The 12942-nt window shown below is 65.2% G+C and carries 11 protein-coding genes; 8 read left to right on the top strand and 3 right to left on the bottom strand.

From position 1 onward, the window contains the following. Positions 1-4 precede the first annotated feature (4 nt). Genes AC5RUK_RS16020 through AC5RUK_RS16010 form a run of 3 tightly spaced genes read left to right on the top strand, consistent with a single transcriptional unit; the run spans position 5 to position 2303 of the window. A complete protein-coding gene (locus tag AC5RUK_RS16020; RefSeq protein ID WP_494152779.1) occupies positions 5-727 on the top strand; it encodes a substrate-binding periplasmic protein in 723 nt (240 codons plus the stop codon). Beyond that, the gene (locus AC5RUK_RS16015; protein WP_494152778.1) at positions 724-1458 is read left to right on the top strand and encodes a gamma-glutamyl-gamma-aminobutyrate hydrolase family protein; all 735 of its coding nucleotides are present in this window, start codon (positions 724-726) and stop codon (positions 1456-1458) included. The genes AC5RUK_RS16020 and AC5RUK_RS16015 overlap by 4 nt, the downstream gene beginning before the upstream one ends. After that, positions 1455-2303, top strand: coding sequence for a gamma-glutamyl-gamma-aminobutyrate hydrolase family protein (locus AC5RUK_RS16010; RefSeq protein WP_494152777.1), 849 nt, complete (start codon positions 1455-1457; stop codon positions 2301-2303). Before AC5RUK_RS16015 ends, AC5RUK_RS16010 begins: the two co-directional genes overlap by 4 nt. A gap of 15 nt (positions 2304-2318) precedes the next feature. Here AC5RUK_RS16010 and AC5RUK_RS16005 read toward each other — a convergent pair whose 3' ends face one another. Together AC5RUK_RS16005 and AC5RUK_RS16000 are read right to left on the bottom strand one after the other, a co-directional pair. Beyond that, positions 2319-3035, bottom strand: a complete 717-nt coding sequence (locus AC5RUK_RS16005; protein ID WP_494152776.1) for a cache domain-containing protein — start codon at positions 3033-3035, stop codon at positions 2319-2321. Further along, positions 3032-3793 (bottom strand): FadR/GntR family transcriptional regulator, encoded by a 762-nt coding sequence (locus AC5RUK_RS16000; protein ID WP_494152775.1) that lies wholly within the window; start codon positions 3791-3793, stop codon positions 3032-3034. Before AC5RUK_RS16000 ends, AC5RUK_RS16005 begins: the two co-directional genes overlap by 4 nt. A gap of 176 nt (positions 3794-3969) precedes the next feature. On the opposite strand from AC5RUK_RS16000, the gene AC5RUK_RS15995 reads away from it, so the two are divergent. After that, positions 3970-5346, top strand: coding sequence for an NAD-dependent succinate-semialdehyde dehydrogenase (locus tag AC5RUK_RS15995; RefSeq protein ID WP_494152774.1), 1377 nt, complete (start codon positions 3970-3972; stop codon positions 5344-5346). A gap of 123 nt (positions 5347-5469) precedes the next feature. Here AC5RUK_RS15995 and AC5RUK_RS15990 read toward each other — a convergent pair whose 3' ends face one another. After that, positions 5470-6648 carry a helix-turn-helix domain-containing protein gene (locus AC5RUK_RS15990; RefSeq protein ID WP_494152773.1) on the bottom strand — a complete coding sequence of 393 codons (1179 nt, stop codon included), beginning with the start codon at positions 6646-6648 and terminating at the stop codon, positions 5470-5472. A 164-nt stretch (positions 6649-6812) separates the two neighbouring features. Between AC5RUK_RS15990 and AC5RUK_RS15985 the strand changes: the two genes are divergently transcribed. The 4 genes from AC5RUK_RS15985 to AC5RUK_RS15970 are packed head-to-tail and all read left to right on the top strand — an operon-like array spanning position 6813 to position 12924. Beyond that, positions 6813-8135 (top strand): MFS transporter, encoded by a 1323-nt coding sequence (locus AC5RUK_RS15985; RefSeq protein WP_494152772.1) that lies wholly within the window; start codon positions 6813-6815, stop codon positions 8133-8135. Positions 8136-8180: 45 nt separating this feature from the next. Next, the gene (locus AC5RUK_RS15980; protein ID WP_494152771.1) at positions 8181-9887 is read left to right on the top strand and encodes a thiamine pyrophosphate-dependent enzyme; all 1707 of its coding nucleotides are present in this window, start codon (positions 8181-8183) and stop codon (positions 9885-9887) included. Continuing rightward, positions 9884-11644, top strand: coding sequence for an amidohydrolase (locus AC5RUK_RS15975; RefSeq protein WP_494152770.1), 1761 nt, complete (start codon positions 9884-9886; stop codon positions 11642-11644). The genes AC5RUK_RS15980 and AC5RUK_RS15975 overlap by 4 nt, the downstream gene beginning before the upstream one ends. Further along, positions 11641-12924 carry a M20 family metallo-hydrolase gene (locus tag AC5RUK_RS15970; RefSeq protein WP_494152769.1) on the top strand — a complete coding sequence of 428 codons (1284 nt, stop codon included), beginning with the start codon at positions 11641-11643 and terminating at the stop codon, positions 12922-12924. The genes AC5RUK_RS15975 and AC5RUK_RS15970 overlap by 4 nt, the downstream gene beginning before the upstream one ends. The last annotated feature ends 18 nt before the right edge of the window (positions 12925-12942 follow it).

The following is a 12942-nucleotide window of genomic DNA, read 5'->3' as shown; positions in this document are numbered from 1 at the left end:
CGCCGTGAACACTTTGACCCCGGGGATCCTGCGCTTGGCGTGCATCGACTCTGACGCGCCGCCGCTGTTCAATATGGCCGACTCCGGTGGCAACCGCCGCGGATACGAACCGGCGGCCGCCGAACTGGTCGCTTCCGCCATGGGCCTGCGCCTTGAGTGGGCGTGCATGCCCTGGGACGACATGCTCCCGGCAGTACGGGACCACCGGGTCGACGCCGTATGGTGCGGCCAGGGCATCATCCCCGAGCGCCAAGCGTTAGTGGACTTCACCGCGCCGTACGCGGTGTTCGATGAAACCGTCCTGGTCCGGAAGGGCGACCCGGCGCGTTCGCCGCAGGACCTCTCCGGATACCGGGTGGCGGCCATTGAGGGCAGTGCAAATATGCGTCTTGCATCCACTTTTCCCGGGATTATTCCGGTGGCTTTCGGTGCCAGCGACGACGTCTTCGGTGACATGCTCGCGGCGCTGCGCAACGGCGAGGTGGACGCCATGGTGGACGACGACGTCGTGACCGCTCCGCTGGGGGAGGACCCGGCATACGACGTGGCCTTCACCGCCCGGACCGGCAACCGCTGGGGCATCGGCGTGGCGAAGGACAACCCGCAACTGCTCGCCGAGCTCAACGGCGCCCTGGGTGCCGTCGTCGCCGACGGCCAGCTGGAGGCCGTGTGGGCCGAGTGGATGCCGCACCTGCCGTTCCCGCTGACCACGGAGGTCTCGGCATGAGACGACCTTTGATTGGAGTGCCGGGGATGTGGTCCAGCTCCGTCCACGGACTGCGCTACGACGGCGTCGCCGTGGCCGCCGCGGTGTTGCGCTGCATTGTCCGTGCCGGCGGCGAACCTGTGATCATGTTTCCGGGTACCGGCGAGAGCCCGGCGGAACAGCTCGCCCGGCTGGACGGTGTCGTGCTGCCCGGCGGAGCAGACGTGGCGCCGTCCCTGTACGGAGCCGACCCTGACGAGCACTACTGGCCCACCGACTATGACGGACAGGACGCCTACGAGACCGGGATTATTGAAGGCTGCCTTGCCGGGGACGTGCCGTTGCTAGCCATCTGCCGCGGCCTTCAGCTTTTAAACGTCGGTCGGGGCGGAACCCTGATCCAGCATCTAGGGCCCGGGGAGGTGCAGCACAAGGGCACGGTCCATCCGGTCCGGGTCGCCACACGTTCGCTGCTGGCCGAGGTCGTCGGGAGCGAGACGGTCGATGTCTCCTCCTACCACCATCAGGCGATTGGAGTACTGGGCGAAGGCCTGACGGTCACAGCAAGGGCCGCGGACGGCGTGGTGGAAGCGGTGGAAGTTGCAGCAGCGCCGATGCTGGCGGTCCAGTGGCATCCGGAGGACACCGCGGAGACCAATGCCAGCGACCACGCATTGTTCCAGTGGGTGGTCGAAGCAGCGATTCGGCGCCGCGCTGCCGTGAGCGGACTGACCGGGGCGGGTGCTTGGTGACCGGGGAGGGCCTGCGCGTACAGCCCGCAGCCGTGCTGCCAGCCGGGTTTGCCAACCTGCCGGCGGACGCGCCGCGCATCGCCGTCGTCGTTTCCCTCACCTTTCCCGGAATGACGGATCAGACGCTGGCACTCATGGAGCGGTTTACTCGGACAGCATTTGAGACGCTGCTGGCCGTCGGTGCGCGGGGTGAACTGGTGGACAGCGCGGCGACAGAACTGTTGCCGGCCGGGGAGCTTGCCGGCTACGACGGCGTGCTCTTCCTGGGCGGCGGTGACGTGGACGGCAAGCTGTACGGCCACCATGATCCGGTGCCGAACTCCTACGGCGTGGACCGCCGAGCGGACGAGTACTGCTTGGAGCTGATCGAGGGAGTTCTTGAGAGGGACCAGCCGATGCTGGCCATTTGCCGCGGTTCGCAACTGTTGAACGTGGCCTGCGGCGGCACCTTGATTCCGGATCTTGACCCGTGGCACCTGCACCGCGGGGCTCCCGGGCAACCGCTGTTTTTGGACGAATCCATCAGTCTGCTCCCGGGCTCGAAGGTGGCTTCGATCATGGGCTGCGAACGGCTGACAGTGCGGTCGGGCCATCACCAGGCTGTAGGACAGGTGGCCGCCGAACTGACGGTGACAGCCGTTGCCGACGACGGAGTTGTGGAAGGAACCGAGCATCCGGACAAGACCTGGGTGGTCGGCGTGCAGTGGCACCCGGAGGATTCGGGCGGGAATGCGGATGACCGGATGGCGTTGTTTGCCGAGTTCGTCCGCCAAGGCAGAGACGGACAGAACAGGAAGGGAGGAGGCAGGGACACCGGGCGAATGGCTGATCCCGTGAACGCCTGAAGTTGGTCTGCGCGGCTACTCGGTCGCGCAGATCAACCGCAAGTTCAGGTTGGGTACCTCCAACGGAAGGAACCCGAACCCTGCGGGCGCGGACTTGATCCGTTCACCGACGATGAAGCGTCCCGAATTGCCCAGAATCACCCGGTTCTGGTCGTTGAGGAGGGCGGCATCGCCTGGTATGCGGCGGACGATCGGGATCAGCTTGTTTTCCAGGTCCCGGACCCGGATGTCGCATCCCGTGACACCGATGAACGCGCCATGGACATAGGTGGGAACGGCACAGGTGACGATGTATTCGTCGAACCCCAGATAGTCGACATAGGGTCCGGCGATCGATTGCTGTCCTGTTTTAGCGGCAATGGAAAACCAGGGTAGCTTCTCGTAATCGTAGAAACGGTCACCTTCAGGGGCTAGGTCAAAACCGAACTTTTCAATATTTCCGGAATTGTTTCGAATCCACCATTCCAAGACGCCTTGGGCATCCTTGATAGCGGACAGGGAGAATATTTCGCCGGCCCCCACAGCAATGTCGTGCGAATGCAAAAAAGATTCCGCCATTTCGCCGATGCCCACTATCTCGGTGGGCGACATTTTGCTGCCTGGGGAGACACTTTCCTCGAGGCGCTGTCCCACCTTCTTGGACGATGTATGGAGGTCCTGGTAAAGCCCGTTCAGCCATGCCTCGATGGCGGCGGCACTCTCGGCGGCCTGTGAAGTTGCTGGCGCGGTCATGAAATCTCCTGTTCTTCGCCGGCATGGGTGAGGGTCAGCTTGGTGTCGATCAAGTGGTAGGTGTTACGGCGGATGTGTTCCAAGACCAAGCGCTGCGCCCTGTCGGGGTCGTCCTCCCGCACAGCGGACACAATTCCCAAGTGCTCACGCGCCGCGGCCTGAGCGTCGAACACGCCTGCCATCGGAGTCCACAGTAGTTGCCCGACTTCCGATTGCAGCCTGATCTCCTGGCTGGTCAACCGCGGCGACTGGGCTACCACCGCCAATTCGATGTGAAAGCGGCTGTCAGCCCGTGCTTGGACCTCGGGGGTAGCCGCCTGCTCGAGCCCGCGGGCCAGTCGTTCCAACCGGTCCAAGTCCTTGGGATCTGCTCGGTCGCAGGCCAGGCGGGCGGCGGCGGCGGCAACGGCTGTTTGTTCGTCGCCCAGATCGCGAAGGTCGGCGATGGAGGTCTCGCGCAGGTACTGGCGCAGGTTCTCCTCCTGTGTGGCAGGGAACTTCACCACAAAAGTGCCGCCGTTGCGCCCCCGCCTGGTTTCGACCACACCTTGGTCCCGCAGCTCTGCCAAGGCATCCCGAAGCGTTGCGCCAGCGACGCCGAACATTTCTGACAGCTCAGCCTCAACCGGAAGGCGTTCCCCGACCCGCAGCATGCCTAAGGAGATTGCTGTAGAGATCCGGCGGACGATGGCCTCCGAGCGTTCCATGTCCGGCAGCGATCGATAGATTTGAGACTGCAGCGCCATCGGTGAAGCCACGGGTTCTTCTCCTAGGGATTTAATCAAGACGCCGGGATCTCCGGTCTGATCTCGAACATTGATATTCTACCCGCTCGACTCAGGAATGACATTAATTGGTGGCGGTAATGATCGACCGTTGGTCGTGGCGGGGAGTGCTGGAAAACCGAAGTCGATGACGGGTATGCTCAATCTTTATGAGCTACTACAGGACAATTAATCCGGCCACGGGCGAAGTTCTATTCGAAATGCCGGCTGCAAGTGATGAGGATGTCGCCGAGGCAGTGAAGAGTGCTCACGTCGCCTTCGAATCATGGCGCAATACGATGGTGCAGGAACGCGCCGGCGTCCTGCTTCGGGTGGCAGGACTGTACCGGGAGCGCAAAGAAGAGCTCGCACGGATCATCAGCCAGGAGATGGGCAAACCCGTCAGCCAGGCGCGGGGAGAAGTCGGACTCGTGGCAGACATCTACGAGTATTACGCCGTCGAAGGTCCCGGGTTCATGGCCGACGAGCGGCTGACCGTCAAGGGCGGCGGCGAAGCTGTTGTCCGCAGTGCGCCGATCGGAGTGCTGCTGGGCATCATGCCGTGGAATTACCCGTACTATCAAGTGGCTCGCTTTGCCGCGCCGAACCTGATGCTCGGGAACACCATCCTGCTCAAGCATGCCCGGCAGTGCCTGAAGTCCGCAATGGCCATGGAGCAGATCTTCCAGGATGCGGGATTGTTGGACGGCGGCTACATCAACATCTTCGCCACCAACGAACAGATCGCCGAGATCATCGCAGATCCCCGTGTGCAGGGAGTCTCCCTGACTGGCAGCGAGCGCGCCGGTGCCGCCGTCGCCGAAGTCGCCGGCCGAAACCTGAAGAAGTATGTCCTCGAGCTGGGCGGAAGCGACCCCTTCATCGTCCTCGACAGCGACGACCTGGACCAAACAGTGAAGGCGGCCGTTGCCGGCCGGATGAGCAATGCAGGGCAGGCCTGCACTGCATCCAAGCGGTTTTTCGTCGTGGAGGACCTTTACGACGAATTCGTGGAAAAATTCACCACCCGCATGGCGCGGATTAAGCCGGGGGATCCGCTCCAGCCCGAGACGCGGTTCGGGCCGGTGTCTTCAGAGGCCGCTGCCGACGAACTCATCGAGCAGGTCAAGGATGCGGTGTCCAAGGGGGCCAAGCTGCACACCGGAGGCAAGCACGTGGACGGGCCCGGCGCGTTCGTCGAGCCTACGGTTCTGACTGACGTGAAGCCCGGCATGCGGGCGCACCTCGAGGAACTCTTCGGACCCGTTGCTGTTATCTACAAGGTCGCCGATGCGGAGGAAGCCATCGAACTGGCTAATAGTTCACCCTATGGATTAGGCGGCGCGGTCTTCAGCGCGGACGTAGAGAAGGCCAAAGCAGTCGCTGACCGCCTGGACACCGGCATGGTGTTCATCAACTCCACTCCGGACTCTCAAGCCGACTTGCCCTTCGGCGGGGTCAAGCGCTCCGGCGTCGGCCGCGAGCTTGCTCGTTTCGGCATGGACGAATTCGTTAACAAGAAGCTGATCAGGACACCGCTCCAGTAGCAGCACAGGGCAACGGCCGGCAGCGATAGGCCAAACCGCGCCGGCCGTTGCGCTCAGTCGTGGCCCGGGTGCTCGTGCTCCAGGTGGCCGGCCGGTTTCCAGCTGGAAGGTGGAGGGGCTTTGTCAGGACCAAGCGACGACGAGGCGGGCGGCTTGTTGGGGGATGGTCACGTCGATGCCGACTAATTCCGTGAAGCGACGCAGCCGGTTCATCAGGGTGTTGCGGTGGCAGAAGAGCTGGTCTGCGGACTGGGCGATGCTGCCCGTGGAAAGGTAGGACCGTACCGCTTCCACCAGCCGGGCCCGTTCCACCGTTCCGCACCGGGCCAGCGCGGCGTCCACGTCGGCGACAATGGGAACCCCGGTTTCCGAGAGGCGGTGCCGAGCCAGTCTGGCCCAGGCGTTTTGCATGGTGAGGGCCTGCTGATCACTGTCCTCGGCCAAGGACGCCAGGGCGCGGGCGGCTTGGGCGGCGACGCGCAAGTCTGTGAGGCCGCCAACCTGGACGACCAAGCCGCATCGGATGTTCTTGATTTGCTCGGTGGCTTCGCGGGCGGCGCTGCCCGGGCGGTCATCGGCTGCCCAGAAGGCGACCAGTCCGTCGGGCAGGGGGTGGGTGAATATTTCTGTGCCACGGCGGGAAGCCGAGGCAACCTCCACACGAAGCGCGGCGGCGTCGTCAGTTGTGGCTGCCGCGACAACGAGGGGAGCAGATTCGTCGATGCCGAGCTCGTCGGCGATGCGGGTGAGCATTTCGGGCGGAGGGTCGACCTGCCCAAACATTGTGGCGACATGTCCTTGCCGCACCGAAGATTCTTCCTGGGCCATGCGCTGGCGCTCGGCCATATAGATGGCTTGGGTTTGCGCCGCGTAGGAGTCCACCACCTGCCACACCGTTTCGGCCCGGCGCACCAGTAGCTCGGCATCGCCCGGATCCGCCAGTGCCATGAGTTCGCCCCAGATCACGGTGAAGTCGATTCGGATTGCGGTCATCAGGGACTCCACGGGGACGCCGGTCCTCGCACGGGAGACGCCAACGTCCAATGAAATGCCTTGCCGTTCGGCTATGAGGCGTTCACTGTCTTCGCCGGGGCGCAGGCTTTCAATCAGCGCCTGGAACGAGGCCGCCCCTGTGCGGCGGATCTCGCTGGCCGGCAGCACCCCGTCCCGGTAGTCGTCGAGTTGGAGGATGCGTTCGATGAAGAGGTCCGTCAGCTTGTCCACGGACAGCTGGTCCAGCAGGAGGTTCCAACGGGCTGCGGAGGCATCATCGTCGTGCGTTTCCATGAGCGGTGCTTCCATGGCGTTTGTTGACCCCTATCGTGTGCTTTTGCACATCCTAGCCGCGAAAAGCCGCAACGTTTCGTGCGGGTGTGACGCGGCACACTCTGGAATGCTGGTGTGCATATCAGTGCGTTGTGGCGTCCGGCACAACGGAACACCTGAACACTAAACACGGAGGAACCATGTCAGAAACCTTGAATCTCGAGGCCGGGGCTACCCGGCAGATCACGGACAAGGAGGCGATGAAGGTTTCCATCGGTGCCCTCATTGGCACTGCCATGGAGTGGTACGACTTCTTCCTGTTCAGCGCGGCGGCGGCGCTGGTGTTCAATGTCCAGTACTTCGCCAATGAGAACGCAACGGCAGCGGCGCTGGCGTCCTTCGCGACCTTCGGCGTCGGCCTGGTGGCACGTCCGCTGGGTGGCATGTTCTTCGGGGCCATGGGCGACAGGATCGGCCGCCGCAAGACCTTGATGGTCACCATTGTGGGCATCGGTGTGGTGACCGGCCTCATCGGCCTGCTGCCTACGTACGCCGCCATTGGCATGGCCGCTCCGGTGCTGCTGGTGCTGCTGCGCGTGGCCCAAGGGCTGTTTGTGGGCGGCGAGTGGTCCGGTGCAATGACGATTGTGGTGGAGAACGCCCCGCTGGAGCGCCGTGCCCGCTACGCGGCGCTGCCGCAGATCGGTTCACCGATCGGCACCATCCTCTCCTCCGGTGGCTTCTTCTTGATGACATTGTTCTTCTCGCAGGAAACCTTTAACTCCTTTGGCTGGCGCATCCCCTTCCTCGCCGCTATCCCGATGCTGCTGATCGCGCTCTACATTCGCAGCAGGCTGGAAGAGTCCCCGGTCTTCGCCGAGTTGTTGGAGCACGACCAGGTGGAGAAGGCCCCGATCCGCACTACCCTGAGGGAGTCCTGGAAGCACATCATCATCGGCATGGCCGCGGCCCTGCTCGGTGTTGGCGGCTTCTATCTGGTCACCGCGTTTGTGGTCTACTACGGCGTGAATATCCTGGGCTACCCTGCCCGGCTGATGCTGCTGGGCGGCATCATCGCGGCCATCGTCGAAATTCCCGTGCTTATCCTGGGCGGCCGACTGGGCGAGCGGTTCGGCGCCAGCCGCGTAATCCTGGTGGGGGGCATCGCCTCCGCCGTGGCCGCGGTGCCGTCCTTCCTGCTGGTGGACAGCGGCAACCCCGTACTTGTGGTCACCGGCATGGTGCTCGCAGTGGCGACGCTCTCATTCCCGTACGCGGCTTCCGGTACGGTGCTAACCGGTCTGTTCCCGGCACGCACCCGCTACACCGGAGTGGGTTTCGCCTCCAACACTGCCGGCATGCTCTCCGGCTTCGTTCCGCTGCTGGCCACCGGTACCGTGGCCGCCGCCGGAAACCACTGGTGGCCGGCCGCCGCATTGCTGGTGTTCCTCAGCCTGTTCACCGCCGTGGCCGGTGTCGTGGCTCCGCGCATGAGCGTGAACCTGCCCGGCTTCAAGCACTGATCCCAACTTCCGACGACGAATTTCCTGACGAAGGAGCACCACACTATGGCCCAGTCCGCAGGCCACCTGATTGTCCGCCAGTTGGAGGCGCACGGCGTCCGGCGCGTGTATTCGGTACCGGGCGAAAGCTTCCTCGATGTCTTGGACGGGCTGCACGACTCGCCGGTGTCAACGGTGGTTTGCCGCCAGGAGGGCGGCGCCGGGTTCATGGCGCTGGCGGAGGGGCGCAAGACCGGCATCCCGGGCATCGCGATGGTGACCCGGGGGCCGGGCGCGGCGAACGCGATGATTGCCGTGCATACCGCATGGCAGGACGCGACGCCGATGGTGCTCTTTGTCGGCCTGATCCCGGTGGCGGACCGGGGGCGGGACTCGTTCCAAGAGTTCAGCCTTGAGGGCTGGTTCTCGACGACCGCTAAACGCGTGGCGGTGCTCGACGACGAGCACCGCGCCGCGGAAACGGTGGCCGAGGCGATGCAGCTGGCTGTGTCCGGCCGGCCCGGTCCAGTGGTGATCGGCCTGCCTGAGGACGTGCTGGTCCGGGCAACCAACACGGGGGTAGTTCAGCCGCGTGCGTTGGCAGCAGCCGTCCCGTCTCCGGCCGCGATGGAGGAACTGGCCGCCCGGCTGGCCGCTGCCGTCCGTCCGCTGATCATTGCCGGCGGCGAGGGCTGGGGCGACGACGGAGGGAAGCTCGCTGCCTGGGCGGCCCAGGCGCAGGTGCCGGTGGCCGCCGACTGGCGGGCTTACGATGTGGTTCCGCACCGTTCGCCGGCGTGGTCCGGCTGGCTCGGCTACGGCCGGGCGGATACCCTTGCCGCCAGACTGGACGAGGCTGACCTGCTGGTGTTCATCGGCTGCGGTCGGAGCGATGTGCTCAGCGACGGTTACACCAAGGGCTTCGATGCCACGACAGTGCTGGTGCTGCCGGATCCGGATGCAGCCATGCACTCCGGCCGGATTGACCAGCATCTGGCGGTTTCGCCGTCGGCCTTCGTTGACGCACTTCCTTTTGCCGCAGAAGTTCGCGGCACCCGGGGCAGCGGCTGGATGGACGCGCTCGCTGCAGACCAGCGCCGGTACGCCACGCCGCGGCCGGACCACCGCCCCGGGGTTGACCTGGGGGTGGCCTTCGGCGTGCTGGAAGACCGACTTCCCGCGGACAAGGTGGTGACGTACGGCGCCGGTAACGCGACGCTCTGGGGCCACCGCTACCTGACCCACCACGGCACCGGTTCGCTGATCGGGCCGCGGAACGGCGCCATGGGGCTGGCCGTTCCGGCTGCCGTCGCCGCGTCGCTGATAGAACCGAACCGGCAGGTGGTGGCGGTCTGCGGCGACGGCGACTTCATGATGAATGCGCAGGAACTCGCCGTGGCGGCGGCGCACGGCGCTGCTCCGCTGGTGATCGTGGTGGACAACGGCATTTACGGGACCATCGTTCAACACCAGCGCAGGCATTACCCCGACCGGCCGTCCGGCACCTCCATGGTCAACCCTGACTTCGCTGACTGGATCCGCAGCTTCGGCGGGCACGGGGAACGCGTCGAAGCGACCTCCGAGTTTGGGCCGGCGCTGGAGCGTGCCCTGACCAGCGGGCGGCTGGCGCTGCTGCACCTGGTCACGGATCCGCAGACGATGCCGCCAGGGACAGCCAATGCGCCGGAGGAAATCGTATCCCTGGCTTCGGCCGGGCTGGCTGCGCATGAGGCCGGCAACTCTCTGGCGGCGGCAGGGGAGGGGACACGATGAAACTGGACCTCATCCTGCGCGACGCCGAAATCCTCACCCTGGAATCAGAGCGTCCCCGCGCCCAAGCCGTCGGCGTTATAAATGGACGGATTGTTGGCTTCGATGAGGAGCTTGAGGGCTGCACCGCTGCCCGCGAAGTATCGCTGGACGGTGCCGCCGTGGTGCCCGGCTTCATTGACGCGCACTGCCACACCACTTGGTGGGGACTGGGCTTGGGCGCCGTCGAGCTGGAACAGGCGCGCAGCCTTGAGGAACTGTACGCGCTGCTGGACGCCGAGGTCCGGCGGCTGGAGGACCGGCCGGGCGCCTGGGTCAACGGCACCGGCTTTAACCACAAGCACCACAGCGGGGCCTTTCCGGACATCCGCCGACTGGACGAGATTACGGGCGACCGGCCGCTGTACCTGCGGCACGTCTCGGGGCACCTGTCCATCACCAACTCCGCCACCTTGCGCTTGGCTGGCGTCTTCGAGCCCGGCTTCAGCGACCCCACCGGCGGCGCCGTGCTCCGCGGCCCTGACGGATACCCGACCGGCGTTGTTGAAGAATCAGCGCAGCAGCTGATCCAGAACCTGCTGCTGCCGTATCCGGTGGAGCGCATCGTCGAGGCATTGGACGCGGCGACCACGCGTTACGCGGCCGAAGGGATCACCAGTTTCACCGAGGCAGGCATCGGGGGCGGCTGGATAGGGCACAGCCCGGTGGAAGTGCAGGCGTACCTGAAGGCTAAGCAGGCCGGCAAGCTCCACGCCCGCGCCCAGTTGATGCCCGCGCTCGACTCGCTGCGGCCGCTTGAGGCCAACGCCGCCGACATGCATGGCACCGGCAACGGACGGGGCCTGGACCTCGGGGCGGTTGCGGGCTTCGGCGACGAATGGGTGTCCTTGGGGCCGGTAAAGGTCTTCATGGACGGCTCATTGCTGGGCGTCACGGCGGCCGTGACCGAGGACTACTGCGGCCACCAGCACACCAGGGGCTACCTGCTGGATTCACCCGAGGCCTACCGTGAACGCGTGGACGCGGCCTACCGGGCCGGCTGGCCGATCGCGCTTCATGCCATCGGTGACGCGGCCATTGATCTGGCGACCGACATCATTGTCGGCTGCCAAGAGCGCTACGGCCGAAACCATCTGCCCAACCGGATTGAGCACTTCGGCATTTCGCGGCCAGATCAGCTGGCGCCCGTCGCCGCGGCCGGGATCGCTGTCACCCCGCAGGCCGCTTTCATTGGCCCGTTGGGCGACCAGTTCGCCATTTTGGTGGGTGCGGAGCGCGAGGGCTGGCTATACCGAGGACGCTCGCTGGTGGACGCCGGCATCTTGGTGGCTGGCAGCTCCGACCTGCCGGTGGCCGATAACAACGTGCTCCGCGCGATGCAGTCCTGGGTGGACCGGCGCACCGAACAAGGACGGATCCTCGGCGGGGCATCCGAGGGCCTCACCGCCGAAGAAGCGCTGCGGACTTACACCGATTGGGCCGCCCGGGCCACGGGCGCGGCCTGCGAGAAGGGCACGTTACGCAGGGGTAAGTTCGCGGACTTCGCTGTGCTGTCCGGCTCACCGCTGGACGCTGCCGACATCTCCGCCCTCGAGGTCCTTGCCACGATCGTTGGCGGCGAATTTACCTACAACCAGTTGAAGGCCGGCACGGCTCCCAGCGCAGGCGCAGGCAACGCCTCGCTTCGTGCCCCGAGCCGGGCGCCGGCGTCGTCCGCAGAGTACCTTCTGAACGATCAGAACCTAGGAGTGCAATCATGACTATCACTGCCTCGCAGCAAGCCAGCAAGTCCAGCGACGAAGCCGGGTCCTTCCTGCACGACTTCCGCTCCATGAGTACGCACGGTGCCACGGCCGGCGGGGGAGTGGACCGTCAGGCCGGGACCGTTGCGGACGGGCAGACCCGGAACTGGTTCCGCGGGTTGGTCGAGGGGCACGGTTTCGAGGTCCGCTACGACGCAGTGGGGAACCAATTCGCGCTGCTCGAGCTGGTGCCGGGTGCTCCGTATATCGGAGTCGGCTCGCATCTGGACTCGCAGCCACTCGGCGGGCGCTTCGACGGCGCCTACGGCGTACTGGCCGGAGCCCACGCGGCGATCCGGCTCAAGCAGCGGATGGTGGCCGAGGGCATCAAACCGGCGTTCAACATCGCCGTCATCAACTGGTTCAACGAGGAAGGGTGCCGGTTCAAGCCCTCCATGATGGGCAGCTCCGTGTTCACTGGCAAGCTGCCCGCAGAGAAGGTCCTTGCCACCACCGATCCGCACGGCACCACCGTCCGCGAGGCGCTGGAAGCAATCGGCACCATCGGCGACTTTTCCCTGAATGTCTCAGCCTACGTGGAAATCCATATTGAGCAGGGCCGGTCGCTGGATGACGCCGGGCTGACCATCGGCTTGGTTGAATCGACCTGGGGTGCGAACAAATACGAGTTCATCGTGCACGGAGAGCAGGCGCACACCGGCGCTACAGTGATTGCCGACCGGCACGACGCGCTGCTCGGCGCCTCCTCGCTTGTGGTCGCTGCGCGGGAGATTGCAGACGAGTTCAGCACGGAGGAGCATTCCGTCATCACCTCCTGCGGGGAGTTCACGGTGTACCCGAACTCGCCCGTAGTAGTGGCCAGCCGGGTGGAGCTGCTCGTGGACGTGCGCAGCACGGACCCCGATGTGCTGGCCGCCGCCGATGCCGAACTGCACCGCCGGGTCGCTGAGATCGAGCGAAGGGCAAGTGTGCGGATCGAACGCGGCGCCGAACATGTCTGGGCAGCGAAGTCCTACGATGAGGCGGGCATGCGTCTGGCCGCCAAGTGCGCGGAGGCGTTGGACCTGACGTACGGAACGGTCCGCACGCTCGCGGGGCACGATTCGACCAACCTGAAGGACGTCGTCCCCACCATCATGCTGTTTGTGCCCAGCGTGGACGGCATCTCCCACAATGAGAAGGAGCTAACCCACGACGACGACATGCTCGCCGGCGTGGATCTCCTCACGGAGCTCATGGGCCGTGTGGTAGCAGGGGACTTCGTTCCGGCGCAGTAGCTTTCCTCGTCCGGCAAG

Source organism: Arthrobacter sp. Y3223065 (assembly GCF_059090885.1).
Note: the sequence above shows the minus strand (reverse complement) of the source record. Positions and strands in the feature narration are given on the sequence as shown.